Below are 26,978 nucleotides of genomic sequence, written 5' to 3' on the forward strand. Positions count from 1 at the left end.
AAACATAGAAAATAATCAATCTATTATCCACATTTATTTAATATTTATTTTACATTCAGTAAAAACTTTTATTATGTTGGTTATAACTTATACAAAGATTGTATAAGTTTTCCTGTGGAATATTTCAAAATATTGCAGTAATTGCAACAAGACATCTATACCATTATAAAAATATTCTTGCATTTTGTCGAATTATAGTTTTTTTCACAATTTAAATTTAATTAACAACCCAAACGTATTCCTTTACCCATTTTTCACATATATGAAATATCAATACGCGAATCCACAAAAAAAGTAATTTCAAAATTGAAACTACTTGTCTTATTTGTATAATCGGCTTTTATATTATTTTTTTAATATCATGTTTCATTATTTCTAATTTCATGTCCTCCATTTGCGAAACCTTTGATGCTGCATCCTTCTGCCATGTTGCTGACTGCACATGTCCTTGTACAAATAATTGGCTGTTTTCCTGGACCACCGCTGGAGCCTTTACCGCAGCTATATCTGTATGACGCATTTCCAATAATGATTTATTGGACAGCGCTAAAAATGGTCTAGCCGCCTTATCCACCCTACAATTTTCAATACGCCCCATTGATTGATCTGACCAAATCATGGCATACGAGCTTTCTTGACCATCTTTAAAATAGCTATTAGCTATCTCAAAAATTGCATCAATGCAAGTGATTCCGTTTCCTTCCATTTGTTCAAACGTGCAATATTGTGTAAATAATCGGGCATTGTTGATATAGATATGGTGGCTTTGCAGCTCTCGTATCGTTGTATGATGCATCATGATTTTGGCATGTTCATTACCATAAACACCACCTGATTGCCCAAATTGAATAATCGATTGCTGTAGCTTTAATCCACTAGCATCAACAATAATATGAAATTGCTGATGGTTTTGAATTTTACATTGGTTCATCGAAACATTTGCTTCATCCACAATGGTAAGTCCGACAGCCATACCATTGCGAACATGACATGTATGAAATTCCACCTTGCTATTTTCAATCAACACCTGCGCCTTGACATGCCGAGAAACTTGACAATCATAGAACTTAGCTTCGGTTTTTTCTCCAAGATACAACCCATGACTTTGACCATCTGAAAAAATAGAATCAGATACCATTAGATCACTGCGATGAACCACCATATTCGTATCAAGATGCTCTTTTATTTCACAGCCATCCATCCTGAAAGTCGTGCTATCAAACAATTGAATGCCCACCCCTTGCCCTTGGTGCACTAAACAATTGGTCATCGTCATCTCACTCGACGCAGCCATTACTTGTGCCTTGTCATGCCCATGAATTTCACAGTCCTCCATTGTCAGCTTGACATGGCGAATCGCAAAAACACCATGCTTCTTCCCTTCCAACAGCATACAATTCGTCAAGGTCAGCTCACAGTTTTGAGCAATAATCTGTGCCTTCCTATGATGCTCAAATGTCGTGTCGACTAGAATAACACTGGAGCCATTCGCCACACGCAAACCAAAATGATTCAGTGGCGTAGCAAGCACTGCACAATTTTTCATCAGCAAACTACCATAGCTCACCATCATCTGCGTTCGAATCAATTGCTCCTCAATGACACAATTCTCTAGCTGTAAATCGCCTTTCACATATAGCCCCTGCCCTTGCCGGAACCGTAAATTACGCATCGCAACAGGTGTTTGATAGCGAATAAAAACGCCACCTTTGATGGTCACATTGCCAACCCCATACAACGTCAGCCGCTTGGCAATATCCAAGCTTTCCTCATAAATCCCATCCCGAATTTCAATCATATCCCCAGGCGCCGCCTCTTCAATCGCCTGCCCGATACTTTGATAACGATGCATTATGCTCCTCTTCACCACAAGTACAGCCATTTACACACTCCTAACCAAAAAATGTTCGTACCCTATTTATATACCGAACATGCTTGTGCTTATTCAATTTTGTGTAAAATTGCTGGAATATGCAGGTGTTTATTTGGAATGTTTGACGGTTTAATGAAAGTGGGGAAAAATGAAAAAACCAACAACAACCGAATTCCCTCGGTCATTGCTGGTTTTTTTTCATTTACATTATTTCTTGCGTTTCACAAATACAATAACAAAAATAGCGGCTAGTGCTGCTAGGATAGCGATCATCCAAACTGTGTTTGAGTTGGATGCTGTGTCATCTGCTGCGGCTGCTTGTTGCTCTTCTCTTGGTGTAGCGTTCGAAGACTCCATTTCTTTGGCATCCTCTTTTACCACTTGTGCAGTGCTAATTTGCACATATTGTAGTGTTGCTTCATTGGAGGCGGATGCTTCATGCTCGTGGCTGTCGCCGTGGCCTTCTGCATGATCCCCGTGGCTTTCCTCTTGCCCACCGTCATGATCATGATGGTGATCCGCTGCTGTTGTAAAAATAGAACGTTCTAGCTGTTGCCCTACCCAGCTTTTGGCATCTGTTGAATCGGCAAAGATGCGAGGGTGTCCTGACAGCATGTATGTTTTACCGTCGATGATGATTCCTGTTTGGTCACCTGTGACAACGTCTTCAATCGTACCCGTTGGTCCTTCTGCAAAGCCGCCCATTTGAATAAGCGTATGTCCGTCCATATCAAATGTTAGGTGCTTTGTTAAGAATGCAATGTACTCTTCTTTCGTCATGGTTGCATCAGGATTGGCTAGCTCAAGTTTATGATGAAAAAGTGCTGTATTTATTTCCTTGTACGTAATATCTCCCTCTAGCGAAGACACGTAATCCTCTTTTTGAGCTGCTTGTGCTAGCTCATCCACTGTTGCTCCCTCAAGGCTGAAAAAGCCACCTACCCAGCCTGCAAAGTCCTTGCGTGAAAGATTGTCTGTTGGGTTTAAGGCCATATCCTTGCCATTGTACCCAAGAAGCCCAATACTGTGTAGTACCATAATGTCCTGAATATTGGCGGCTGTTTCAGGGACATCCGTGAATAGTGTACTTTTATCCATCGTATGGGCGTAGGCAACGGGTGCCATGAATAAAGTACTCATCAATAATAAAAGTAAATATTTTCTCAAAATGATTCCACCTTCCAATGCTTTAGTATACAGATGAAATGTGAGGGAAGTTTGAAATCCACAGCTAATTACTATAGCTTAAATTGACGAATCAGGGCGTTTAGTTGTTCAGCCATTTCTGCTAAATGCTCGGCACTATGTTTAATTTCCGCCATGGAGCTTGCAGTTTGCTCAATGGTAGCCGATGTTTCCTGAATACCCGCCGCTGACTGTTCGGAGACCGCAGCAATTTCATCGACTGCTTTATTAATCGTGACAGTATTGTGAACAACCTCTGCTAGCTCCACTGACATACCTTCTATGCCTGTCGCAATGGCCTCAATAGCATCCGCAATTCGATAGAATGTCGTATTGGTTGCAGCCATTTGTGTTGTGCCCTTTTCGACTTCCTCATAGCCTTGCTCTAGCGAGGAGGTTACTGTATCGGAATCATCCTGAATTTTTCTGACAATCGCTGTAATATCATCAACGGAGAGGGCGACCTGTTCAGCTAATGTCCGAACCTCGTCAGCCACCACGGCAAAGCCTTTCCCCTGTTCCCCAGCTCGGGCTGCTTCAATCGCTGCATTCAATGCGAGTAAATTAGTTTGGGCAGCAATCGTTTGAATGACCGCTACAAGCTTAGAAATCTCCTGTGTTTGCTTACTTAAGCCATTTACCTGATTCACCGCGTCCTTCACTGTATGCTGGATGGCTTCCATTTGTTTGGTGGAAGTGGTCATTAAGCTTCTACCTTCTTGTGTTAAAGCCTTTACATTCTGCGAATACTGTTGAACATCTTTACTGCCGTGATGAACCGTAGTGACTTTGCTAGTAAAATCATTCATGACGGAAGCGACATCAGAGGCATGATCTGCCTGTAATTCTGTCCCACTTGCCATTTCCGTAACCGTATGAACAATTTGCTCTGTCCCAGTTTTGACCTCTGAAGTTGACTGAAGAAGCTCCTCACTATGTGCCGCTACATCATTGGACACCGTTTGAATGTGCTTTAATAGACGATTTAAAATATCTGACATCGTATTGGTCGCTTCCATCAGTTGCCCTACTTCATCCTTCGATTGAACCTTCAAAGGCGGCTCACTTAAATCACCATTAGTCATTTGTTGCATACGCTTGGTTAACGTCACGATTGGTCTTGAAATACCACGAGCACTTAATAGCTCAATTATCACTGCTAGAAGAACAATCACAATACCTACGATAATGGCGATTCGCTGTTTCTGCTCTCCAGCGGCAATGCTGTCTGTCCCTACCTCATTAATGGCTAGCTTTCGTTGCGCTGCTAAACCTTCGTAGCCTTCACGAATGGTCGTAGCTGTGTTATCCATTTTTGTGAGGTTTTGAGTAGCCTGATTGGTGTTCCCCTGGTCATATACCGCAAATACCTCTTGCTCAATATAACGGTTCCATTCCTTAGACATCTCCGCAAATTGTCCGAATTCGCGTGAGGAAGATAATGCTGATCGTTTTTCTTCGTTGTTTAGTTCCTTTGCAACATTATCCTGAAATATCTCTTTATACTTTTCTCTCCCAGAAAGCACATAGCCTCTAGCTGCCGCTATTCTTAAATCAATGGACTGTGCCTGCTCGTAATCGATAATTAATAGTTGTAATTCTTGCTGTACAATTTGCTCTGTCGCATCATTGCTTTGCTTGATGGCAAAGTAATTGTAAACAATGTATCCTATCATGATTGCAATCACAATGCTAAAGGAAAAAACAATGCGTCTACTGATTGTTTTGAACTTCATTTGCAAAAACCCCTTATTTTCCTAATCTATTCCATCCTTAAAAATCTACCATTTAATTAGGAAGATTAGCGGTTTTAGGAATTTTTGCTATATTTCCAGAAATAACTTGGTCAATATAATGTTTTTTATAGCATCTTTTATCGTGCGCCTTTAGTACTAGACTTAATCCCAGCTATTGAACATTACATCGCCAATGGTTTGGCTATTAAAATAAGTAACGTATTTCCATTCTATAGCAGATAGGCTATGGAACGCCTCATCTTTTGTTAGTAATGTTGTAAGTGTTTCCGCTTCCAAGCATTTTCGCATAGGAAAGTATTTATGCAGGTGAGACTTGGATAAAAAGGTAAAGCTACTCTCCTCCTGCTTGGCAAAGGCGATATACGGCATCAAACGATGATGAAGAATTGTCAGTGTTTCTCCATCGATTTCAATTACTGCCTGCATATAGACAAAGGGCGCTTGATCGATAAATTGCCGTACTTTCGCTCGTTGTTCACTTGTCACTAAATGGTACACCATCGACTGAAACATGCGCATGTCCTGCTGAATTAAATGCGCTGCATCGAAACCAGAAATTCCTTTTGTTAAACGCAAGCCATCCATCACTCCTTGATATTTGTCTCTATAATAGGACCTTCTCGTTCGGTTGAAGAAATTCCTGCCAATCTATGCATTTCTTTTAATATGATAATCAATTTGTAGGAATGGAATACCAAATAACGTCATCTGATGGCGTGCTGACAATGTCTTGTCATCTACCGCAGAAATTTGAAAATGCTCCTGTAGAGGTAGCCTCATCACATTTTTTCCTATCGCCAAATAAATTCCTGCATCTCCATCATGGCGACTTGTTAGGTGTAGCTGACCATTTTCTTCATAGGCATACAAAATGCCAACCATTGTTGAGAACGGGAGTGGTAAGGCTATATTCATATAGGTCGTTTCGTCGCTTGTGTGCTTCGAATAAATCGCGACAAAAACGGTTTGCTGATGAATTGTCCGAATCCATGCACGTGGAGACGGACGGCTATCTCGTGCAGAATCGACCTGAACAATGCTACCCGTCATCTCAACTTGCTTACTGGAAAAGGGTAAATTGAGCTGTTGGAGCAAACGGCTCATTCCTTGGTACAGAAAGGCAAAAGGTCGAAACCAAGCCTTCCATTGCACCGTCGAAAGCAGCCGATAGGTCGTCGTATACTCATAAAAATGTGGAATGACAGGCGGTAGCTTTGTAGTATCGACAAAATCCTGTAAGGCATCGACCAAGCCAGGGTGTGGTATATTCTCATGATGTAGTTTCCCGCGAATTTGGCTTACAGGGAACTCAAACGGACGCTGTGTTGTTGGGGGGACAGCCATTAGCCAGGCGATGACCCCTATCCCCCCAAAGAAAACACCATTGATCACACCATGGAATTGAAGCATTTCTGGAATGCCGATGGAAACGTTTCCGCTGACACGACTGTAAACATACAGACAAGATCCAAGAATCGTCAGACAGAGCGCTCCATAGGAAGTCCTCAGCAATAGCCCCTGTCCAAACGGAAGCTTTGTTTTGAGCGCTACGAAAAACAAGCCGTAAATGGCGAAAATATAAAGAACGACTGCGATGATTTCGATGAGAATGGAAAAGGCAATACCTATCGCAACAAGGATTGGTCCTGCCAGCAACATCATCACCATCACACGATAGCCGCTACTATCATGTAATCGACCTAAAAGTCCGACTGAAATGGGTAATAAACAAGCCGAATAATGAAAGTGAATGGCCGTTAACCACGTGATTAATGGTGAAAAACCAGTTTCCATGTTGGTGACATAGGCGAAAAACCACAGACCACCGAGGGCTAGGTAGAAAAGCCCCATGTCGATAGCAAACTCCGCAATATTTGTAAAACCTCGTTGTAAAAATCTTTTCACGCCTTGCATGGCGATATAGAAGGTATACAGTACATACATGCCTGCCAAAACATTAACCAAAACGCCATCCGTCGACCAATGCAGCAGTGTAACGGCTAGCATCATCCCTAAAATAATGGCTGTGCCGACTTTCTGAACATCCACAACCATTGATACCATGGTGGGAACGAAAACTAGTTGAGCAACGGTTAGTAACCATAAGTAATTGGGTTGCCCACTAAGCACAAAGCACATCACCGTGAACAAAATCCCTAGTAAAAAAATGAAATTACTTCGATTGTTGCGTAAATTCACCAGCATACATCATGAGCCTCCCTATGAATGGATTATGGATGGAGACATGAATGGTAAAGACATTTTTCGATTCATCAAAGCCTTCCTCTACAATGACTCGACCCTCTAACAGTCTAGGCATCGGGCATTCGAAACGCGAGAGGACAAAGCGCTGCTTACCTGAACGAATGACCAATGTCCCCGCTCGTGTCACCGTAAAGTGCAAATCGGAATAAAAAAGAGCGGGTGTGCCTAAATAATCTTTCACAATTTTTTGGATTGGATCAATGGTCATCCTTGCATCAAAATGCCTTGTTTTCTGCGGGAAATAAAAGGTGCGCTCCCATAGCACGTCTAGTTCCCCACTTGGCAGGGCTCTGCATGTATTCGAAATAGTAAAGGGGATATCCTCCCCTGACTCTGGGAACAGAAATCGCGTTTTCGCAGCCAGTGTATAGAAGGGACACATCCATTTAGCACCAGATTTTATTTGATGCATCACACCCTTAGCAAAAAATGGTTCATCAATTGGTAACGCATAACGCTGTTGTAGCATCGGATGAAGTCTTGCAAAATCATCCCCTAATAATGTTTGATAGATCGTCATCCTTGTTATCCTCGCTTTCTTTTACAACTTTTAGCACTCGGTACATCCTTACTTAAGCTAAATCCGACAATCGACAACACCCATAAAGCACTATTAAAGGTAAGTGGATTAAAGGGTGCTTGTACACTTGTCGGGTCCGCAACAATAGCAGCTATCGTCAAGAGCGGAAAAACGATGATTTGCATGCCAAAGAGCCAGCGTTTTCCTCGCGGGTAAAGCCAACAAAAAGCAAAGAGAATTTCCGCAACCCCTATCCACATAACTAGCTGATCTGCATGGTTTAGTAATGAAGCGGTCATCTTTAATTCCTGCGGATGCAAATGGATGATCTTCGGTACAAGACCATGATAGAACCAGACAAAGCAAAAGAATAGACACAGAAGCATTGTTAAAAAGAATCGTCTATACTGTGCGGTAGGATTTTCTCCTTTTTCTAGCCATCTTTTTAAAACATCAAAGCTGAGTGCCGTCGCCCACCCCATTAATGGACGAAAAAATAAATCAAAGAATACGCCAAGCTTGCCATAGCGTGTATCATAATCATATTGGGTCAGAAATGTCAGCCCCTGTTGATGCGGGATATATTGCCAATAGCCTTTTCCCTCCGCTATGGGTGAGCGCTTTTGAGGCGTACCAAAATGCAGTGAGGATGTTCGCGTGCCATTTTCTTTATGATGCTCCCCCTTGCTTTCTCCCCAGCCGCTTACCTGTAAGCCTGGCATGACCTTCGTTTCATAGGTAAAACGCTGTGGCTCCTCGGGTGCTTTTTTCGGCATATATGTAATCGATGTAAAACGTAAATCCCATTGCTCATGCAGATGAGGATTTTGTGTATAATCCCATGCTTTCTCTATAGGAGCCTGAATGTCTATCTCGACATAAATAGGCTTTCTGCTCATAAACTCACTCCTTTTTTTGATGAAGCCACTATCATTATAGCAGTAAATTGATAACCTTCTATTAAATGGGTATGCTTATGACGTTTCTCAATAAAAATAAAAAACTTGAATCGAAATGATGACTTGCTGAGTCTAATGGTCGAAAAGGAGGCGATTTTCATTACGAGCACCCAACAAACTCTTGTAGCCTTAGCCCAACAAGGTGATGAGCAGGCGTTTTATCAGCTCATTGAGCAGGAGCAGCATAAGCTTTACCGAATGGCCTATGTCTACGTACAAAATGAAAACGATGCCGTAGAAGTTTTTCAGCAAACCATTATTCGAGCCTATGAGGGGCTACCGCAATTAAAGGAGCCTCACTATTTTGCCACTTGGCTTACCCGCATTATGATAAATTGCTGTAAAACCTATATTGCGAAGAAAAAAACAGTTATGCCTGTTGAACCACAAACTTTCGAGGATTTAACAAGTGCATCTCCTACATACATCGAAGAAGAGCTGGATTTATGGCAGGCTCTTTGCAGGCTTGAGGAAAAGTACAAAACGGTGCTATTACTACGATTTTATCAAGACTACTCTGTCAAGGATATTGCGGCGATTTTGCAATGCCCTGAAGGTACCGTGAAAACACATATTCGCCGTGGCTTGCATGCATTACGACAACAATTAAAGGGGGCATATCTCGATGAGTGGGTTCAATCCGCTGAAAGAAGTCATTAATGCAATACCCATCCCTGAAGGACGTTTAACAGAGGTGCTACGTGTTGAAGGGATGTCCAAAATTTATCAGCAAAAGCATCATACTGTGAATGCCTTGAAAAATATCCATTGCACCATTTATCAAGGAGAAATGGTGGCGATTATGGGGACAAGCGGCTCTGGTAAAAGTACTCTTCTGAATATGATCAGTGCCATTGATGAGCCAACAGATGGCGCATTATTTTTATTTGGCAAGGAAGCGCAGGCTATTTATCAAGAGCCAAAAGCATCGCAATTCCGAAAAGAAAATATCGGCTTTATCTTCCAATCCTTTCATCTGCTAAAGGATTTAACCGTCGAGGATAATATTGCACTTCCCCTTATTTTAAATGATATTCCTAGCAAGGAGATTAAGATGCGTGTGCAGCACATGATGGAAACCTTAAACATCGCTGCTTGGGCAAAGCATCGACCACATGAGCTTTCTGGTGGACAGAAGCAACGTGTCGCCATTGCGCGAGCGATTATTGCCAATCCTCCTATTTTACTGGCAGATGAGCCAACTGGGGCTTTGGATGTTCATACAACAGATGAAATTTTAGAACTGCTTGTTGCTCTGCAAAAAAAGAACCAGCAAACGATATTACTTGTCACACATGACCCCTATGTGGCTACCTATGCCAATCGGGTATTGTTCTTCCATGATGGGGCGATTGTGGATTCCTATCAAAACCGACAAAATGAAGAGGATTTAGATTGTATTCTAATGAAATTCAAGGAAATAACGAGGGGGGATCGCTAATGTTTACGATGCGTAATATTGCCCTCAAGCTTTTTCGTGCCGCTTGGGCAAATGTCCTAACGAGTATTAGTATTATTACGATCTCAATTTGCCTGGTGATGACGATGACCGTCTACATTTGGAATGCGAATAGCCAGATGAAGGCAGACATCCAAGCGTTGTATGGGGAAATGGATTTAATGGTTGGTTATAATCCCGATCAGCAAAAATTGTTGACGACAAATCAAATAGAGGAGCTTTCTACTCTAGCCGGCGTCACACAAGTGTCCCGCTTATCGATAGCTCACACAATCGTTGAACATGAAAAGTACACCGCATTTTATACCGTTGGCGTCGAAAATGATGACCTTGTGAAAAGTCGCTACCATTTTGCGGTCAATCTTGGACCGAATGATGCCATTCTTTCGGAAAATGTTGCCCGTCTTTTCAACAAACGAGTTGGGGACTCCATTCATATTCAATCAAAGGATTTTATCGTGCAAGAAATTTTACCGACGATGAAAGGCACTGACAGTCCTAATATCATCCTCTTAGCGAATGACGTAGTTAAGGCATGGATGAACAACAGTCAGCCACAAACGGCAGGCATATTTGCGCTCATTAAAACTGATGAGGGGCGTGCCAAGGCAGTAGGCGCAGAAATCAAACAACTGGATGAAACATTACGTGTTGATGTTATGAGTGATTACGATGTCATTAAAAGAAATTTACAGAGCTTAATGGTTTTTATGATTGTACTATCTGTTTTTATTTTACTCATTTCAAGTGTCCTATTGCTGTCCACATTCCAGCTATTATTCTATAAAATCAAAGAGCAGCTCATGATTTTACGGGCTCTCGGGGCATCCGTGAAACAGGTTGGACATATAGTCAAGCTCCAACTATCACTGATCATTAGCTTTGGCGTTACGCTTGGAACAACGCTGAGCCTTGTGGTAATAAAAAGCTGGCTACCACAATTAATTAGCTTTTTGCATTTACCCGAAGCTAAAACAGAGCTTCCTATTGTGTTTATTCTTTTAATTGCCCTTTCCAGCTTCATCATTCTTCAAGTGATGACAAAATGGCAAGTAGCGAAAAGCTCTCGACTACTGCCATTACAAATCGCGACAGATAATGAAAATTTACAGCTACGTTGGACAAAATGGAAAACAATTATTGTCAGTATTGTAGGTGTGACAGCTACCTTCTTCTTTTTACAAGCCTATTTAGCTGGGACAGGAAGCGATCAAGGTGCCCTGTTTATTTTACTCGGAACACTACTTGTATGTGGGATTTTACTGTTACTAATCCCCTATCTATTTACAACCATCCTTCATCTGGCTTTAAAGCCGATTCGAAGGGTACTTGGCAAGGAAGCCTATTTAGCATGCCAGCAGCTCATGCCGCAAGTACGCAAAAATATACCCGTGGTGCTCAGCATGATAGGATTAATGGTTATTTTAACCTTTGGAAGTTCATTAATGAAAACCTTACAACACAATGACCTTGCCTACACAGAATCACAATACGAAACAGCCATAAAAATCAATAATGAATTAAATGATCCAACGATCACGCCTGCAATTATAGAGGAAATAGAAGCATTGCCAAGCGTACAGTACGCGTATACACAAAGTAATAATGCGTATATTGCTCTACAACTCGGTGATGAATGGCTACCAGAGAACTATACAACCATTGATATTAAGAAATTTATGCAATTAAAGAAGTTGCCTCAAATTGAGGAAGGAAATTTACAAAATGGCCTTGTCGTGACAAAGGGCTTTGCCGAGCATTATCATTTGGCAGTGGGTGATCGTGTAACGATGGGTACCTATGATTTTACGGCCCAGCAGGATATACCTACTGGTGAGTTACAAATTATAGGAATTACTGATACACCTATTCACCGTGCTGATTTAATCGTTGATTGGTCATCATTCCTCACGGCACAGGATCACCCAATTATCGAAGACATTATGGTCGAAACATCCCACCCAGAGCAGGCATTGGTGGAGCTGTCATTCTTGGGACAGCGCTGGCCAGCCCTGAAGTTGACAGATAAAGCGACCATATTAGCACAATCCAATGAAATGTTCTTCCAACGGTGGAGCTTATTTGTTGGCGTCTTTGTTATTTTAATAGCTGCCACGGGGCTTGGTGTCCTCCAAACATTACTGCATACCATTTATACAAAACGCAGTGACTATGCCATCCAACGATTAATTGGTCTGTCACCAAATGGGCTGATGAAGCTCATACTGACACAAGTCCTATCGTTCGTCCTTTATGGTCTCATGGTCGGGACATTTCTGGGGTTCGTCTTAACGAGAATGGTAGCCTTCATTGATGAAGGCTCTCCAATGTCCTATGACTTTCTAACATTGGGCCTCACAAGTCTCGCCTTCCTAGGGTCAACCCTCATTGTCTTTACCCTCCAAGGCTACTGGATGAGCAGACAAAAATTAGCGAACGAGATATTGGAAATATAAGTAAAACAGCCCCTCTATGGTTAGAGGTGGCTGTTTTTTTAGAATCGGGGCTCTCTCTTGAGCGAGCGCTTTTACCCCTCTTTGAAGCGGAGCACCCCCACTCCTTTTATAAAATGAAATTCTCCCTAAATTTGAAGAAATTCTATCATTTCCTTTATGATAGCCTCTTGATCTCGTCCTAATGTCATGAGATGCTTAGAATTTCCAAAGCCTTTCTTCTGCTTTCTAGATGAATGAACGTGCTGATAGATCGTTTCAGCACTTTGCGTGTATAAGGCATCGTCTTTTTCACCATAGTAGATAGCGATAGGAATGATAATTCTATCAAGCTGTTCCATCGTTGCTTGGATAAATGTTTGGAATACGTTCATTGCATGTAATGGCATGTTCTCAAATGGCTCCATTTCCTGAGCGATTTGAAGTGGTGGCTTGCCCTCTATTGTTTTGTAATTATGGGCATAGTCCATAATCCTTTGTTTTAATTGCTCTGGCTCCTTATCAAACGGCACAGATAAGACAATGATTTGCTCGAGCCTTTCTAATTGAGCAAGCTTCAATGCGAAAATTCCCCCGATGGATAGACCGATGACCGAAATCTTTTGATAGCCTTCATCCAATAAAAATTGATGAGCATTCACTACATCCTGCCACCAGTCGTCTACCTGATAGTGTAATAACTGTTCTGGATGAGTGCCATGTCCACGATATAGCGGCGCATAGCAAGTATAGCCTTGGTTATGTAGTGCAGTGGCTACTGTCTTCATATCTCTTGTATGACTTGTAAAGGAATGTAAAAGCAGTAGGGCATGCTCATTTCCCTGTAAATAAATCTCTTTTGCTGGTAATATGTTTAGCATTTCATCAAGCCCTTTCTTCCATCTACCTTTATTTAAGCCCCAACAAACAGCACTGCCTGTCCGATGGCAATAAAAAAGGCTTCCTGCTGAATGGGACTGCTGTCTTCAATTTGTAGTGTAATGTTAAAATGCGTCTCGCAGAAAGTCGCTTGCCAGCGTGCGATAGGCTGCTCATTCACAGTAAAAACAGACCAGTCCTCCATTTCTTTGTTGAGCTTGATCTGCTGTTCGCCATCGGTAATAACTAAATCAGGAATCATAATTTGCCAGCCATCATAGGCAATCATATAGTCTTTACCTGTTACCAAATCCTTGCCACGGAAATGCACGCGCCCGCGACGGGATACTTTTTTACACGTAAAAAGCGGCTGACCATTGCGATCGTGAACATCAAAACGAACGAAATAACGATAGTCCATCGTTTTATCGAATGCTTTTTTTAGTGCATTGGAATACACGCGTTGAACGGTGGACGATACCTCCCCCGCTTCATTTAAAATTTTAACGGCCTCTGTTGACTCGATGGCCGCTGGTTGCTTGTATGTATAGGTCTTCAATCTATTCGCTCCTTTGAAACATTGCTTTCTTAAAACTACCATAAAATAAGCGTCAAATACAAAGGATGTATTTGACGCTCCTATTATTGTACGGGTACTTCTACTGTAAATGGTTGGAAGTTCACTTCTTTATAGGCTGATGGATTGAATGGAAGATGTGTTTCTTTGCCATCAGCATCTATTTGAACGCTCCCACCCCCTGTTGGAATAGCAACATAAGGCGTAATGGTTAATTTTCCAACGTGTTGTGCTATTGGATCAAAGGCTTTCGTGCTGCTTAATTTCCACACCCCATCATCAAATTGCGCTTTTCCACCGCCCGAATGAGAGGCGATCTCCCTGCCTTGCCCATCTGTTATGAAAAATTCTATAGATGCTGGTGGGTTATCGAGGATTCCATTCATCTTTGCTTCATAGTCAAGGGAGATCCCCGATGGACTGAAGGAGATGTTGGATATATCAAGCTCAATGCCTTCAAACTGCTGTCGATGATTCACAGGAACATGGACAATCTCTGTAATCTTTTCAATCGGGGTCGAAAACGTCCATTTTTCTCCCTTTTCGCCTGCTAATATTAAGCCCAATTGAAAGAAATCTGGCATTTCCTCAACCTGTTTGACATCAAACGTCGCAATACCTGTCCGAACCGTAGGACTTAACCTCTGTTCAGAATAGCTACCTGAGCTGACAGTTGGTTGGGCGCCATTAATGGTAAATTCCAAGCCTGCTCCAAAATATAGTTCACTCAATTCCTGCTCAGATTGCATCGTTACCCCAACCGTTATACGAGAATCATCATAAAGCACCTCATCTACTGTGACCGAAATCCCATTGATGGTTTGTGTTTCGCCAACAGCTTTGGTTAGTCCCTGTTCACTGGCTTGTTTTAGCCCAGGCAAGCCTGAGTCATTGAATACGGAACCGATAATTGGTAGCTTGGACAATGTGCTCGCAAATGTTGGTGATACATAGGCTGTGCCAATGGTTAAACTAAAAACGGCAACAGTACTGGCAATAAATACGAATGGTTTACGCTTGCTTCTTCTTTTCATTTGAATTGGTTTACCTTGTGCTTGTTGAATACCTTGTGCAATCGCTGCTCGTACCTCATCCCGTGGAAATTCAGGTAGGGTCACTGACTTTTTCATTGAACATTGCACTCCTTTCTAATTGTCGTTTTAGCTGTTTTTTACCACGATGCAAATAGGTTTTGATGGTGTTCTCAGGCTTTTTCATCATGTCTGAAATTTCTTTAATAGGTAAATCGTGATAATAAAATAAAAGGAGCGCCATCTGCTGGGAATGGTTTAATTGTTGGATAGCTTCTGCTAAATCAATAGGATTCCCTATGACCTGCTCCTGATCATGCAACCGCTCTAATAATTCCCTCTCCTCATAGGGAATCATTTTCTTGCCCTTTTTCAGCAAACGATAGCATTCATGAATTAAAATGCGGAACAGCCATGTCGAGAAAAATGCTGGATTTTTTAGTTGATGAACGGTTAAATAGGCTTTACATGCCGCTTCTTGAATAGCATCTAGCGCATCCTCTTTTTGACCAACATACGATAACGCCGTGTAATATAGTTTTTCTTCCTCTAGCACAAGTAGCTGTTCAAAGGCTTCCTTCTGCCCCGCAATCGCTTGTTTAACGATAGATAAATCATGTTCCATGCTTGTTTCCCCTCCTTCCATACTTAGAGTCTTTTATCCAAGCAAAAGGTTTCACTTTTATTTATTTTTTTGGCCATACAAAAAGAGACTACTTCAATGAAAGTAGCCTACTCCATTTTCTATCGATCTAACTTAAAGGTAATTTCCCCGATGCCCAATTCCGAATTGACCTCTAGCACGACATCCGCCTTGTCGTAAGCTTCGTTGACATAGACACCATTCCCTTTTGATATAAGGCCCTCCACATTAGACGAGCCAATGCCTTTTTCTGTCGTTAATTTCACGCCAACCTTTGAAGGTAAAATAACGGTTGTTTGACCGACACCTGTTTCAATAGTCGTTGTAAAGCTCTTTTTCCAGTCGCCACCTAGATTAACCGTTAGATCACCGACACCCGCTTCAATATCGAGCTTTTCCAGCTGAAGACCCTGTAAATCAAGATTGGCAAGAGAGGCACCCGTTTCCACATTTAGATCCATGGGGATGCTGTCGTTCAGTTGAATCGCCCATGTGTTTTTAATATTGGAGAGCCCCAGCTTCGTTGAGCCCTTATGCTTGATTTCCACTTCTCCTGTATCGCCATGTAGATCATAGTCTACCTGAGGGGCTAGCTTTTTTACATTATATTCTGCGTTGCCCTCAACCCATTCCTTTGCACCACTCGATACATTCATTTCGCCAACACCTAAATCAATGTCTACCTCTAATGCTTTCGCTTTATCCTTTTCCACCAAAATGGCTTCCTCTCGCATTTTATTTGGAATAAAGGAAAAGCACCCCGATAATACCAATGCTGACGTGCCTATCACGACACCTAAACCCACTAATTTTTTCACTATTATTTCCTCCCACCGTATAATCTACCAATAATTTCATTATATAGAAGGGAGGAAATTAAAATACGACCCTCCGCTCGAAATTCATCTAAGACCTAAGACGTAGAGAGGCTTACTGATAAGGAATGTCATGCCCCTCCAGCAATGCCTTTAAATTCGCAAGAGAGGCATCATAGCCTGACGCATTAAAGCTCACCGTAGTGCCATTACCCTGTTGGGCTAGCGTAATAGCAATCAATGTTTCAGGAACTTCTAGATAGAAGGAAAATTCCTCATTTTTCTTCACTTGCTGAATCGTTAGCTCCATCGGCAGTTTTTCAGAAAGCTGGTTATGCGCATTTGGCATTAAGGTAAATGTCATCTTTTCTCCAGCTGTTAGTATAGGGATGTCCCATATGGAGCCTGGTGCGTACCATCGGGAGAGGGATTGCTCCTCTGTAATCGCCTGCCATACTTTATCTATCTTTGCCTCAATCCAAATCGAACTGGTCATTCGTCGCAACCTCCATTTCCTCTTTTCCATTATTTTACCGAACTTTCAGAAGTTAGACTACCTTGGGATGTTCTGTATAAGTGAAATGCCCCCAGTATAACCATCACAGCGATAACATCCAAAGCGAGCTGATAGCTGGAAAAAACAGTAACTAATAAACCATAAACCGTTGGTGCCAAGACAATAAAGAACTGATTAATCGTTAACGCTGCACTAACAGTTAGTCCTACTGCTTGCGAATCGGATTGCTCCGTGACACAAGTGATATATATGGAATACCAGCCAAGCGCTAAAAACCCAAATAGACTGCAAAATAAAATCATGAGGCCCTTGCTATGTATGACAAAGGGCAAAAAGCCAACCATCAGGAATGTAGCGAGCATGACGAGCACTAATAATGGCTCTCGTTTTAGAGCGAAATAATGATCACTCATCCAAGCAAGTACAATTCTCCCAAACATCCCACCAAATAAAATCAGACTTAAATAGCGCCCCGCCTCGGTTAATGTATACCCACCTTCATGATGTAAATAGCTCATAAAGTGAGCAATGATAATCATTTGGAGGGACATCATGACCATGCCCACAAAAAATAAAGGATAGAGCGCTCGATTGTGCCGAATAGCACGCATCTTCTCTTTAAAAGGAATGAGAGGTGCCGTAGCGGAGTCATGCTGTTTTGGTTCTTTGTACAGCAATAAAAATAATAGTCCCCCACCAATCGCCATCAAGCCCTGTGCTAAATGGACAGAGGATAGATGATGATGTTGATACAAATAGGTCAGCAAAGTGGAAGCCAATGCACCACCAATCGGAATACCTGTTTGGCGTATCCCAATAGCCAGTCCTCGATGCTTGTTAGGAAACCATTTCACAATAGCAGTACTGCCACCTGTTTGCGCACTGCCATACCATATCCCCACAACTATTAATACGAGAAGCAATGTCGTATAATGATTCACGGGTATTAGCAATAAGGCTGACATGCCTAGTAGTATCGAGCCCCATCCAATAATCTGCTTTTCTCCCTTTTTATCCATGAGATAACCAAATAGCAGCATGGAGAAAATTGGCCCTATATTGACGGCTGAAACAATTAGCCCTGTCTGGAAGGACGTTAAGTGCCATTCCATTTGATAAAAAGAGGCAACTGGCCCCATTCCGTAGGTCACAAAGGTTGCGGCTGTTTGCGAAAGCGTAGCCACAAGCAAGATGACCCATCGATAATATGTATGCATAAAAACCCTCCATCAGGTTACTGCTTTTGCAGTCTACCTTTTCATTATCTAGAGTGTACGTGGACAGCTAGCGTACGTAAAATGGAGGAAAATGATAGCGGCTATTAAAAAAATCTATAGGTATGTGAGGAACAACATGAACATTGAAGAAATTGCCTTAAAAATGGAGCTTTTAGAGAGGCAAAACTTGAGTAAATCGGCTGAAATCACCAATTATACACAATCTGCCTTAACAGCAAAGGTGAAAAAAATGGAGCGTGAAATTGGGCAGGACGTCTTTAAACGAACACCCCAAGGCTTAAAGCTGACAGAGGTAGGTCAACATTATTTACAGTTTTTAAAGAAAGTTGCCGAGCAGTATAAAGACTTTTTACATACCATCGGCCCTACACAAACGAGCATTTTGGTTGGTACATCTCATACAACCATAAAAATATATGGACCATCCATCATGAACGCACTGCAAACTAGTCGAAGTCCGATAGATGTTGATTTCACTGTGGAATCAAGTACAGCCTTAAATCACAAAGTCCATCTGGCGGAAATAGATTGTGCATTGACAAGTAATCCAATCAAGCATTATAGCGATCTACACTATGATGTACTAGCCACAGAGACGTTTGAAGTTATCTCAAGCTCCGCTCATATCATCGACTTTGATCAACGAACACCTGTCACATTGCTTGTGTTAAGTAAGGGCTGCATGTATACCCATGCATTAGCACAATGGCTCACTGACAAGCAGGTACCTTTTACGATGAAGGAAATTAAATCAGTTAGTAGTATTTTAGATTTTCTTGAAATCGAGCATACATTGGCTGTATTAAATACCAAATTACTAGCACTTTATCCTTGTCCCGACCTGTATTTTTATGATTTAGATGGGCTTCACAGTGCGATCGAAACAGTTTATATCTATAAAAAAGATGACAGTAAGCAGCCCTTCATTCTGCAATTAAAACAGGTCATTGAATCCTTGCTTGAGCAGAATTAGCTCCATAAACCTATTTTGTGCTAATATTCTAAAAACCCTATATTATTCATGCGGACTACACTATAATAGGTTTGTCATTATTAATCTTGTAAATGCTTAGGAGTACATCATGTTTTATTACATCTCGTTATTTTTTGCAGTATTTGCATTATCTACCTCAGCAATCTTTGTTAAGCTAGCTGATGCACCACCAGCGATTACAGCCTTTTATCGACTATTTTTTGCGATGCTAGTACTTCTTCCATTTTTATTGGCACAGAAGAGCTTGCGGCAGGAGCTTACAAGTCTCTCGAAAAAACAATGGGGACTCGGCATTTTATCAGGCTTATTTTTGTCCTGTCATTATGTGTTATGGTTTGAATCATTAAACTACACATCTGTGGCTAGTTCAACCGTCATTGTGACACTTCAGCCACTATTCTCTTTAGTAGGCAGCTATTTTTTATTTAAAGAGCGATTTTCAAAAGGAGCGATTGTTGGCTGCTTCGTAGCGATCATCGGCTGCTTCATTATTGGCTGGCAAGATTTCCAGATTAGTGGACAAGCCCTTTATGGCGATATTCTTGCCTTTATTGCGGCAGGTATTATTACAGCCTACTTTTTTATTGGGCAATCAGTGCGCAAGGATTTATCGCTCATTCCCTATTCTATTATCGGCTATGGCAGTAGCTCGATCTTTTTAGCCGTTTATGCCCTCTTTATGAAAGAATCGTTTTTTGATTATTCAGCCTCCACCTGGTGGTCCCTTGTAGGGCTGGCTGTCATTGCAACGATTTTCGGGCAAACCATTTTTAATTGGCTATTGAAATGGTTAAGTACAACGGTGATTTCCATGAGTATTTTAGGCGAAACAATCGGCACATGTATATTAGCTTATTTTATTTTAGATGAGATGATTTCCGTTCAACAGGGGATCGGTATTGTGGTCATTTTACTAGGACTTGCCCTGTTCTTACTACAGCAACGAAAATCAGTGTAAAAGAAAAAACAACGGCAAAGGCTGCCGTTGTTTTTTATTGGTGTGTAAAGTAGAAGGTCGTGCCATTTTTGTTTGATTGTAAGGAAGCTTCGATATTCAATGTTTTAGCAATATCCTGAATGATTTTAAGCCCAAGTCCGCCATGCTCATCTTCCGTCGTAAAGCCAATACCATCATCACACATGACAACTTGCCCGTCCTTGATCGTCACCTCTAGCTTGGATGCTTGGGCATGCTTTAATGTATTTTGAAAGACATTATCGAATAAACGCTGTAGCCACAATTCATTGCTAAGCCAAGTTGCTTGTAAATCATCGTGCTGAAAATGCAGCGTAATATTCTGCATGCGATATAGATACTGCCACTTCTTTATCATCATTTGTAACAATGGGACAAGTTGAACCTCCTCCTGCATGACATAGGACTGTTCACTCGTATCAAAGGACTGTAACTGAAATGCATTCGTTAAATTCGTGATATAGTGAATTTGTGCATGTAAGGATTCCACCAATTTGGGCTGCCCCTGTAGCTGATCCTCTAGATAAAACAGCTGCAAACGGATAGCCGTTAACGGCGTATGAATGTCATGTCGCAACTTTTGTAGCAGCTCTTTTTGAAGCTCCTGCTGCTGGGCAAGCTCTAATTCTCGGTAAGTTGTACGCTCAATTAAAAGATTGACAGATTGGCTAAGCTGTCCAATTTCATCCTCACTTTTTATCGTTAACGTGTCAGGTATTCGCTCATTACTTGCTAGTTCTCGTATCGTTTTATTAAGTAGTGTAATTTTGGATAGTAACGAATGGATCGATGTGGAAAATAGCCATGCGAGCATTCCTAACGCTAGCACAAACGTAATCAGCATCACAGGATAGGCATAGGACTCATGAAACGGAATGCCGTCATTTTTCATTTTAAAGGCCTTGTCATACAAAATTGACATGGCCACACTAATGCCTAATAGTACAACCGGCACACTCCCAATGGCTACAAATAACAAAGTACGGTATTTTGTTTTTAAGGTCATTTTTTATTATAGGTATTTAAACGATACCCTTCTCCATAAATATTTTGCACAATAGTACCTGCTGGGTCTTGTAGCTTTGTTCGAATTTTTTTAATATGGACATTCAAAATATTATGATTGCGTTCATCGAGCGGCCAAAGATAATCAAAAAAATGTTCCTTTGTTAATACTCGGTCACGATTGTCAAATAAATAAAAGAAAATTTTTCGCTCAATCGCTGTTAGGGCGATTTCATCATGAATACTATGATGAAATACTTGACGGCGCTCCCCATCGATCAATAAATGCTGAATTTGCGTAAGTGTACCATACTGTTGTGCTAGCATTTTTTGCATTCTTAGCAACAGCTCTCGCGGATCAAATGGCTTTGTCAGGTAATCCTCGCCGACCATCAACCCCTCTAGCTTACTTTCAATATCATTACGTGCCGATAGAAAAATGATTGGAATATTTAAGCCTAATCGTTTAATATTTTTGCTCAATTGATAGCCATCCTCTCCTGGCAGCATAATATCCATTATGACTAAATCCACCTGCTGAATCAGCGCCATCATATCCTTGCCATCTGTTTTCCAGATTGCCTCATAGCCCTCACGCTGTACTATTTTTTGCAGTAGATCACCAATCATGTGATCGTCTTCTATAATTAAGATTCTAAATCCTTTCATACTTATCGACCTTTCTCATCACCCGTTGTTTTCATAAATTCCATTGCCAGTTGATAGATTTCATCTGGCTGATAGAGATAAATACTATGTGTCCCACTGACCTCTTTCACCTGTGCATAAGTGAATTGCTTTGCAAAGTCAGCATAATCCTGCCGATTTTGCTTCGTATATTTCGAATGTTTATTTTCTTCCGCAATCGCATCAATCAGTAAGATAGGCGTGTCTTGCGGCTTTTTGAGCTGTTCTGATTGTAAACTATTTTCGTAGACCTGCAACAGCTCATTTTGCATATCTTCATTAAAAAATTGCTTAAAGGACAACGCCTGATAGATTTCCTTTTCCTGTGCTGTTAAAAACGACAGTTGAAGTACTTGCGGATTATAGACCTGTGTTGGCAAAAGTCGATGTAAGCCGAGTTTAGTAGCGAGGTGCATGCCTCTCACCATCCAACGATCGACCGTCCCCATTTTATGCTTTACATATTGACTAGGTAGGCCAATGTCTAGCGCGATGATGCCCTTTACTTCCTCTGGGTATTTTTGCGCCCAGTAAATGGCCTCTAGCCCTGAAATGGAATGTGGCACAAGGACATAGGGCGGTTTAAGCCCACTTTGCAGAAGTGCCTGTCGTGTTTGCGCTAAAATCGTATCGATTCCTCTATCATCATGGGCTACGTCGCTATAGCCATAGCCAGCTCGATCCACTACTGCAATTTGATGATGCTGTGAAAACTTACGATACAGCCCTTTTAGCTCATATACGGGTGCTGCGATACCTGAGCCAGCCATAAAAATATATGTATCCTCGCCAGCCCCCTCCTGATAAACATGGAAATTTTGACCATCTACATTGCTTAATGTCCCGTTAGGTTGTAAAATAGCTGACTCCTTCTGTATTAAGCTATAGTGATAAATACAAATTATCACCATTCCAAGCACAATCAATGCCCCCATATAGACAATCATTTTCTTTGCTTTCTTTTTCATACGTATCTCCTCATTTCGTTGATACTTGCAAGGATACACGGTAAAAATAAATTTCTACTAAACTTTTGGAGAAAATAGATAAATTTCATACAAAAAAGCTACCTAACTAATAGGCAGCTCTCTTGATTAAGCATCTGGATAGGTTTTTCGTAAAAAATCGATCGTTTGTTGTATAAGGGCTTTTAAGATGTCTTCATTCACATCAGCTAGCTTATTAATATAAACGCAGGCTTTTCCTGTTGTGTGTTTACCAAATTGTTGTAAAAGTTGCTCTCGTTCATCCCCTGGAGCAAAATATAAGCTAATTTTCGCTTTGCGAGGGGAATAAGCAGCTAGTGGGGCATCCCCTTCATGGCCTGTTTGATATTTGTAATGATATTTACCAAAGCCTATAATACTCGGTCCCCACATTTTGGCTTCATAGCCTGTGACCTCTGTAAAAATGTCCAATAATCGATAGGCGTCTTCTCGCTTTTTTGGATGGTCTACACTTTCAATAAATTCAATGACACTTACATCGGTTTCTTTGGTCTTTAATTCATACATGTCAATCCCTCGCCCTCTGGAAGATGTACCTTTATTATTCCCTATTCTACCTGCTCTAACAATAGTTTTTGTTGAAGATGACGATAGATCCCCTGCTGCTGCATCAGCTCTTGGTGATTGCCCTGCTCGACAATTTCTCCCTGCTGAATCACGAGGATTTGATCGGCATTTTCGATTGTTTTCAGACGATGGGCAATGACAAAGCTTGTGCGTCCCTGCATTAAATGCTGTAAGCCTTTTTGAATATCGACCTCTGTTTGGGTATCCACGCTAGATGTCGCTTCATCCAAAATTAAAATATCTGCATTCTCTAATATCGCACGGGCGATCGCAATAAGCTGACGCTGCCCCTGACTTAAATTGGCTCCTCCTGCCTGCACGGGTGTTTCGTATTGGGCAGGTAAATATTTGATAAAATGATGGGCATTCGCAATTTTTGCCGCTTCCACAACCTCTTCATCTGTCGCATCTAGCTTACCAAAGCGAATATTTTCACGAATCGTTCCCGAGAACAAATAGGTGTCCTGTAAAACCACACCAACTCTTTGGCGAATCGTCGCCATCTGATAGTGTTCAATATTATGCCCATCAATTAAAATCTCACCTTGATCGACGTCATAAAAACGTGTTAATAAATTGATAATCGTTGTTTTGCCTGAGCCTGTTGGGCCAACAAGAGCAAATGTCTCTCCTGCCTTGGCATGGAAGTCAATGTTTTTTAACACAGGCTTATTTGGCCCATAGCTAAATGATACTTGCTTGAAAACAACATCCCCCTTGAGCGATGCCGTCTTGATCGCATTAGGCTTGTCGGCTACCTCTGAGGGTTCATCTAGTATCTCAAAAACACGCTCTGCCCCAGCAATAGCAGACTGGAAGGTGTTTAATAGATTAGATAGCTGATTAAGCGGACGGAAAAATTGCCGTGTATAGGTCACAAAGGCGGCAATAATCCCCACTGTAACAATACTCTTTACTGCTAAAAAGGCACCTGTTCCGATGACGACAGCAAGGCCTAAATTATTCATAAAGTTATTAATCGGACCTAGTAAGCCAGAGGTAATTTCTGCTCGTTGGGCAGAGTTTCGTAGATTTTCGTTTTGCTGATGGAACGTATCAATCGTTTGCTGCTCCTTGCCAAAAAGCGTAAGTACCTCCGAACCTGTAATCATTTCCTCAATATAGCCGTTGAGCTTCCCAAGATCCCGTTGTCGTGCTGCATAATTTTTACTGCTGCGTTTAATGATTTGCTTGGTTGTGAAAACGATCAGCGGAATAATAATCAATGTCACGATTGCTAATTGCCAGCTTAATGTAAACATGGCGATACTGACACCGATTACAGTTAAAATGGACGACACGATTTGCGTAACACTTTGCGCAAGTGCTGTATTTAAATTATCAATATCGTTGGTCACACGGCTCATTAAATCCCCAAGTGCACGCCGATCAAAGAAGCGTAATGTCAGTGTTTGAAGCTTTTGAAATAATTCGAGACGCAATGTCCGAATGGTTTTCATCGCCACATGAATCATGACATAGGTTTGCAGCCATGTCAGAATAGAGGCTACTGAAAAAATAACGGCCAATAGGATGCCTAAACGAATCGTTCCGTCGATATCCTTTTTCATAATATAATCATCAATAATATGCCCAATCATATAGGGCCCCGCAAGGCTTAAAAAGGTCGAGGCAATGACAAAAAAGATAGAGAAAAACAGCCCTATTTTTTGTTGCTTGACATAATGCCACACACGTGACAATGTCTCCCTTTGATTTTTCGCCTTCTCAGCTGGTCCTCCCATACGCGGTCCACGTCCAAAATTCATTTGCTTTGGTTGACCTTGACTCATCCTTGTTCACCAGCCTTTTGCTGTGACGCATAAATTGCTTGATAATGCGCATTTGATTGTAGAAGCTGCTGATGGGTTCCTTGCCCAACAATGTCGCCATCCTCTAGTACCAAAATAACATCTGCCTGCTGAATGGAGGCAATTTTCGACGCTACGATGAAGGTCGTTGTGTCTTGATAATAGGTGGCAATAGCTCGCTGCACTTGTTGTTCTGATGCACTATCGAGCGCTGACGTTGTATCATCCAACACCAAAATAGCAGGCTTTCGAATAAACGCACGACTTAATGCAAGGCGCTGCTTCTGCCCACCCGAAAGATTCGTAGCACCCTGTGATAATTCATGTGCTAAGCCCTTATCAAGTCGCTCTACAAATTCACTGGCGCAGGCAGCCTCTAATGCCTGCTGTATGTCCTCAGCTGTAGCATCATCCTTACCGAGACGAATATTTTTTTCAATCGGTCCTGAGAACAATAATGCTTTCTGTGAGGTAAATCCGATATGCTCACGTAGGGTTGCGAGTGAGTAGGATTTTAGCGGTTTTCCGTCTATGCGGATTGCGCCACCAGAGGGATCAAATAAGCGAGGTAATAGCTTCACCAGCGTCGATTTACCACTACCTGTTTTCCCAATAATGCCGACCGTTTGCCCTGGTTTCACCGAAAATGAAATCTTTTTGAGGACATCCTCAGCTGTTTCATAGTAACGATAGCTCACCTGATCAAAGTCAATGGCCCCTTTTATTGGATCGGTCAGCGCATGTTCCGCTTCCTTAACAGCAATCTCTTTGTTTAACACGTCCACAATGCGTTCTCCTGAAGGCAAGGCTCGCGCTATCTGCATCAGCACCATACTAGAGGACATCAGTCCATTTAAAATAATCGTTAAATAATTGATGAACGCAAGAATAACGCCCACTTGCAGTGTACCCGCGTCTACCTTAATGGCTCCAAGCCAAAGCGCGGCTACAATCCCTAGATTGACAACAAACATCGTAAAGGGTACAAGCACGCCGACAATTTGCTCAGCTGTAATAAAACGTTTCGTCAACGCCTCATTTAATTCTCCAAACTGTGCTACCTGCTGTGTTTCACGGCGAAAGGCTTTAACTACACGAATACCCGCCAAATTTTCCTGTAGCTTCGTATTGACGGCATCAATGGCCTCCTGAACACGACGATACAATACACCCGAATATTTCGTAAAAAAATACATCGCTATAACCAACAATGGTACGATAATGAGCAATATGGAAAAAAGCTCACGTGCTGTGACAAACACAATAATGACTGCGCCGATAAAGAGCAAGGGCCCACGCACAAAAATACGCAGCGTCATCATAAAGGCACGCTGAATACTTTCCACATCACTCGTTAAAATCGTAATCAGCTTCCCCGTTGTAAAAGCATCTCGCTCCTTGGCTGAGTAAGTCATCATCTTCTCATAAAGAACCTGTCGAATATCCGAGGCAAAATGAATCGCCGCCTTCGAGCTATAATACGAGCAACCAACCCCACCAATAAGTCCGAGCACTGCACTGCCAAGCATCCACACAAACATATTCAATACGTAACGATTATCCCCATTGGCAATCCCCGTATCGATCATATGTTGCATGATGGTCGGCTGAATTAAATCCATCGTCACCTCTAGCACCATCAATAACGGTGCAATCAGCGTGAAAAATTTATAAGGCCCCAAATACTGCCCTAATTGTTTAACTGCCTGCATACATTCGACTCCGTTCTATTCAAATCCCATTCGTTCCTTATTATAACTGAAAATCATTCCCATTTGATA

Annotated in this window: 25 protein-coding genes; 5 read left to right on the top strand and 20 right to left on the bottom strand. The window is 41.6% G+C overall.

The genetic code is table 11. The annotated features are described in order from the left end of the window. Positions 1-340 precede the first annotated feature (340 nt). From QH639_RS12510 to QH639_RS12540, 7 genes are all read right to left on the bottom strand, one after another. On the bottom strand, positions 341-1,852 hold the full coding sequence (locus QH639_RS12510; RefSeq protein ID WP_227744846.1) for a right-handed parallel beta-helix repeat-containing protein: 1,512 nt from the start codon (positions 1,850-1,852) through the stop codon (positions 341-343). Between the two features lie 228 nt (positions 1,853-2,080). Further along, the gene (locus QH639_RS12515) at positions 2,081-3,040 is read right to left on the bottom strand and encodes a hypothetical protein (protein ID WP_281116136.1); all 960 of its coding nucleotides are present in this window, start codon (positions 3,038-3,040) and stop codon (positions 2,081-2,083) included. Between the two features lie 71 nt (positions 3,041-3,111). Beyond that, positions 3,112-4,794, bottom strand: coding sequence for a methyl-accepting chemotaxis protein (locus QH639_RS12520; RefSeq protein WP_281116137.1), 1,683 nt, complete (start codon positions 4,792-4,794; stop codon positions 3,112-3,114). A 162-nt stretch (positions 4,795-4,956) separates the two neighbouring features. Further along, complete coding sequence (locus QH639_RS12525; RefSeq protein WP_259418951.1) at positions 4,957-5,400, bottom strand: hypothetical protein; 444 nt, start codon at positions 5,398-5,400, stop codon at positions 4,957-4,959. 63 nt (positions 5,401-5,463) lie between these two features. After that, positions 5,464-7,020 carry a YndJ family protein gene (locus QH639_RS12530; protein ID WP_281116138.1) on the bottom strand — a complete coding sequence of 519 codons (1,557 nt, stop codon included), beginning with the start codon at positions 7,018-7,020 and terminating at the stop codon, positions 5,464-5,466. Beyond that, positions 6,989-7,600 carry a DUF4166 domain-containing protein gene (locus QH639_RS12535; protein WP_259418953.1) on the bottom strand — a complete coding sequence of 204 codons (612 nt, stop codon included), beginning with the start codon at positions 7,598-7,600 and terminating at the stop codon, positions 6,989-6,991. Before QH639_RS12535 ends, QH639_RS12530 begins: the two co-directional genes overlap by 32 nt. A 5-nt stretch (positions 7,601-7,605) precedes the next feature. After that, positions 7,606-8,499, bottom strand: a complete 894-nt coding sequence (locus QH639_RS12540) for a DoxX-like family protein (protein WP_281116139.1) — start codon at positions 8,497-8,499, stop codon at positions 7,606-7,608. A gap of 135 nt (positions 8,500-8,634) precedes the next feature. Here QH639_RS12540 and QH639_RS12545 point away from each other — a divergent pair, with 135 nt between their 5' ends. The 3 genes from QH639_RS12545 to QH639_RS12555 are packed head-to-tail and all read left to right on the top strand — an operon-like array spanning position 8,635 to position 12,474. Continuing rightward, complete coding sequence (locus QH639_RS12545; protein ID WP_054548753.1) at positions 8,635-9,219, top strand: sigma-70 family RNA polymerase sigma factor; 585 nt, start codon at positions 8,635-8,637, stop codon at positions 9,217-9,219. Between the two features lie 52 nt (positions 9,220-9,271). Further along, positions 9,272-10,000 (top strand): ABC transporter ATP-binding protein, encoded by a 729-nt coding sequence (locus QH639_RS12550; RefSeq protein ID WP_371824167.1) that lies wholly within the window; start codon positions 9,272-9,274, stop codon positions 9,998-10,000. Continuing rightward, positions 10,000-12,474 (top strand): ABC transporter permease, encoded by a 2,475-nt coding sequence (locus tag QH639_RS12555; protein ID WP_281116142.1) that lies wholly within the window; start codon positions 10,000-10,002, stop codon positions 12,472-12,474. Before QH639_RS12550 ends, QH639_RS12555 begins: the two co-directional genes overlap by 1 nt. Before the next feature lie 125 nt (positions 12,475-12,599). On the opposite strand, the gene QH639_RS12560 is transcribed toward QH639_RS12555, so the two are convergent. From QH639_RS12560 to QH639_RS12590, 7 genes are all read right to left on the bottom strand, one after another. Beyond that, positions 12,600-13,331, bottom strand: a complete 732-nt coding sequence (locus QH639_RS12560) for an alpha/beta hydrolase (protein WP_131519940.1) — start codon at positions 13,329-13,331, stop codon at positions 12,600-12,602. A 32-nt stretch (positions 13,332-13,363) separates the two neighbouring features. Further along, the gene (locus QH639_RS12565; RefSeq protein ID WP_048390662.1) at positions 13,364-13,888 is read right to left on the bottom strand and encodes a tubby C-terminal domain-like protein; all 525 of its coding nucleotides are present in this window, start codon (positions 13,886-13,888) and stop codon (positions 13,364-13,366) included. An 83-nt stretch (positions 13,889-13,971) separates the two neighbouring features. Then, positions 13,972-15,036 (bottom strand): DUF4179 domain-containing protein, encoded by a 1,065-nt coding sequence (locus QH639_RS12570; protein WP_131519939.1) that lies wholly within the window; start codon positions 15,034-15,036, stop codon positions 13,972-13,974. Beyond that, positions 15,011-15,562, bottom strand: coding sequence for a sigma-70 family RNA polymerase sigma factor (locus QH639_RS12575; RefSeq protein ID WP_131519938.1), 552 nt, complete (start codon positions 15,560-15,562; stop codon positions 15,011-15,013). Before QH639_RS12575 ends, QH639_RS12570 begins: the two co-directional genes overlap by 26 nt. A gap of 119 nt (positions 15,563-15,681) precedes the next feature. Next, positions 15,682-16,398, bottom strand: a complete 717-nt coding sequence (locus tag QH639_RS12580) for a toast rack family protein (protein WP_131519937.1) — start codon at positions 16,396-16,398, stop codon at positions 15,682-15,684. A 112-nt stretch (positions 16,399-16,510) separates the two neighbouring features. Next, the gene (locus QH639_RS12585; protein ID WP_281116144.1) at positions 16,511-16,891 is read right to left on the bottom strand and encodes an SRPBCC domain-containing protein; all 381 of its coding nucleotides are present in this window, start codon (positions 16,889-16,891) and stop codon (positions 16,511-16,513) included. Positions 16,892-16,920: 29 nt separating this feature from the next. Then, entirely contained in the window at positions 16,921-18,129 is a 1,209-nt protein-coding gene (locus tag QH639_RS12590) for an MFS transporter (RefSeq protein WP_131519936.1), read from the bottom strand. A gap of 136 nt (positions 18,130-18,265) precedes the next feature. Here QH639_RS12590 and QH639_RS12595 point away from each other — a divergent pair, with 136 nt between their 5' ends. Together QH639_RS12595 and QH639_RS12600 are read left to right on the top strand one after the other, a co-directional pair. Continuing rightward, entirely contained in the window at positions 18,266-19,123 is an 858-nt protein-coding gene (locus QH639_RS12595) for a LysR family transcriptional regulator (RefSeq protein ID WP_281116145.1), read from the top strand. Positions 19,124-19,232: 109 nt separating this feature from the next. Beyond that, positions 19,233-20,102 (top strand): DMT family transporter, encoded by an 870-nt coding sequence (locus tag QH639_RS12600; RefSeq protein ID WP_131519934.1) that lies wholly within the window; start codon positions 19,233-19,235, stop codon positions 20,100-20,102. Positions 20,103-20,136: 34 nt separating this feature from the next. Here QH639_RS12600 and QH639_RS12605 read toward each other — a convergent pair whose 3' ends face one another. The 6 genes from QH639_RS12605 to QH639_RS12630 form a co-directional block, all read right to left on the bottom strand. Next, positions 20,137-21,126 (bottom strand): sensor histidine kinase, encoded by a 990-nt coding sequence (locus QH639_RS12605; RefSeq protein ID WP_259418961.1) that lies wholly within the window; start codon positions 21,124-21,126, stop codon positions 20,137-20,139. Then, positions 21,123-21,794, bottom strand: a complete 672-nt coding sequence (locus QH639_RS12610) for a response regulator transcription factor (protein WP_066038510.1) — start codon at positions 21,792-21,794, stop codon at positions 21,123-21,125. Before QH639_RS12610 ends, QH639_RS12605 begins: the two co-directional genes overlap by 4 nt. A gap of 2 nt (positions 21,795-21,796) precedes the next feature. Continuing rightward, complete coding sequence (locus tag QH639_RS12615; protein WP_281116146.1) at positions 21,797-22,780, bottom strand: alpha/beta hydrolase; 984 nt, start codon at positions 22,778-22,780, stop codon at positions 21,797-21,799. A 126-nt stretch (positions 22,781-22,906) separates the two neighbouring features. Further along, positions 22,907-23,326, bottom strand: a complete 420-nt coding sequence (locus QH639_RS12620) for a DUF1801 domain-containing protein (protein ID WP_004228761.1) — start codon at positions 23,324-23,326, stop codon at positions 22,907-22,909. Between the two features lie 41 nt (positions 23,327-23,367). Further along, a complete protein-coding gene (locus tag QH639_RS12625) occupies positions 23,368-25,179 on the bottom strand; it encodes an ABC transporter ATP-binding protein (RefSeq protein WP_281116147.1) in 1,812 nt (603 codons plus the stop codon). Beyond that, positions 25,176-26,909: an ABC transporter ATP-binding protein gene (locus QH639_RS12630; RefSeq protein WP_281116148.1), complete on the bottom strand. Its 1,734-nt coding sequence runs from the start codon at positions 26,907-26,909 to the stop codon at positions 25,176-25,178. The genes QH639_RS12625 and QH639_RS12630 overlap by 4 nt, the downstream gene beginning before the upstream one ends. Positions 26,910-26,978 lie beyond the last annotated feature (69 nt).

It is taken from the genome of Lysinibacillus sp. 1 U-2021 (assembly GCF_029916965.1).
Taxonomy (GTDB): Bacteria; Bacillota; Bacilli; order Bacillales_A; family Planococcaceae; genus Lysinibacillus; species Lysinibacillus capsici.

What these genes read in the sequence shown, in the direction of transcription:
- QH639_RS12510 (WP_227744846.1), bottom strand. Translation starts at nt 1,852, where the DNA reads ATGCATCGTTATCAAAGTATCGGGCAGGCGATTGAAGAGGCGGCGCCT.
- QH639_RS12520 (WP_281116137.1), bottom strand. Translation starts at nt 4,794, where the DNA reads ATGAAGTTCAAAACAATCAGTAGACGCATTGTTTTTTCCTTTAGCATT.
- QH639_RS12525 (WP_259418951.1), bottom strand. Translation starts at nt 5,400, where the DNA reads ATGGATGGCTTGCGTTTAACAAAAGGAATTTCTGGTTTCGATGCAGCG.
- QH639_RS12530 (WP_281116138.1), bottom strand. Translation starts at nt 7,020, where the DNA reads ATGCTGGTGAATTTACGCAACAATCGAAGTAATTTCATTTTTTTACTA.
- QH639_RS12535 (WP_259418953.1), bottom strand. Translation starts at nt 7,600, where the DNA reads ATGACGATCTATCAAACATTATTAGGGGATGATTTTGCAAGACTTCAT.
- QH639_RS12540 (WP_281116139.1), bottom strand. Translation starts at nt 8,499, where the DNA reads ATGAGCAGAAAGCCTATTTATGTCGAGATAGACATTCAGGCTCCTATA.
- QH639_RS12545 (WP_054548753.1), top strand. Translation starts at nt 8,635, where the DNA reads ATGGTCGAAAAGGAGGCGATTTTCATTACGAGCACCCAACAAACTCTT.
- QH639_RS12550 (WP_371824167.1), top strand. Translation starts at nt 9,272, where the DNA reads ATGTCCAAAATTTATCAGCAAAAGCATCATACTGTGAATGCCTTGAAA.
- QH639_RS12555 (WP_281116142.1), top strand. Translation starts at nt 10,000, where the DNA reads ATGTTTACGATGCGTAATATTGCCCTCAAGCTTTTTCGTGCCGCTTGG.
- QH639_RS12560 (WP_131519940.1), bottom strand. Translation starts at nt 13,331, where the DNA reads ATGCTAAACATATTACCAGCAAAAGAGATTTATTTACAGGGAAATGAG.
- QH639_RS12570 (WP_131519939.1), bottom strand. Translation starts at nt 15,036, where the DNA reads ATGAAAAAGTCAGTGACCCTACCTGAATTTCCACGGGATGAGGTACGA.
- QH639_RS12575 (WP_131519938.1), bottom strand. Translation starts at nt 15,562, where the DNA reads ATGGAACATGATTTATCTATCGTTAAACAAGCGATTGCGGGGCAGAAG.
- QH639_RS12585 (WP_281116144.1), bottom strand. Translation starts at nt 16,891, where the DNA reads ATGACCAGTTCGATTTGGATTGAGGCAAAGATAGATAAAGTATGGCAG.
- QH639_RS12590 (WP_131519936.1), bottom strand. Translation starts at nt 18,129, where the DNA reads ATGCATACATATTATCGATGGGTCATCTTGCTTGTGGCTACGCTTTCG.
- QH639_RS12595 (WP_281116145.1), top strand. Translation starts at nt 18,266, where the DNA reads ATGAACATTGAAGAAATTGCCTTAAAAATGGAGCTTTTAGAGAGGCAA.
- QH639_RS12600 (WP_131519934.1), top strand. Translation starts at nt 19,233, where the DNA reads ATGTTTTATTACATCTCGTTATTTTTTGCAGTATTTGCATTATCTACC.
- QH639_RS12605 (WP_259418961.1), bottom strand. Translation starts at nt 21,126, where the DNA reads ATGACCTTAAAAACAAAATACCGTACTTTGTTATTTGTAGCCATTGGG.
- QH639_RS12610 (WP_066038510.1), bottom strand. Translation starts at nt 21,794, where the DNA reads ATGAAAGGATTTAGAATCTTAATTATAGAAGACGATCACATGATTGGT.
- QH639_RS12615 (WP_281116146.1), bottom strand. Translation starts at nt 22,780, where the DNA reads ATGAAAAAGAAAGCAAAGAAAATGATTGTCTATATGGGGGCATTGATT.
- QH639_RS12620 (WP_004228761.1), bottom strand. Translation starts at nt 23,326, where the DNA reads ATGTATGAATTAAAGACCAAAGAAACCGATGTAAGTGTCATTGAATTT.
- QH639_RS12625 (WP_281116147.1), bottom strand. Translation starts at nt 25,179, where the DNA reads ATGAGTCAAGGTCAACCAAAGCAAATGAATTTTGGACGTGGACCGCGT.
- QH639_RS12630 (WP_281116148.1), bottom strand. Translation starts at nt 26,909, where the DNA reads ATGCAGGCAGTTAAACAATTAGGGCAGTATTTGGGGCCTTATAAATTT.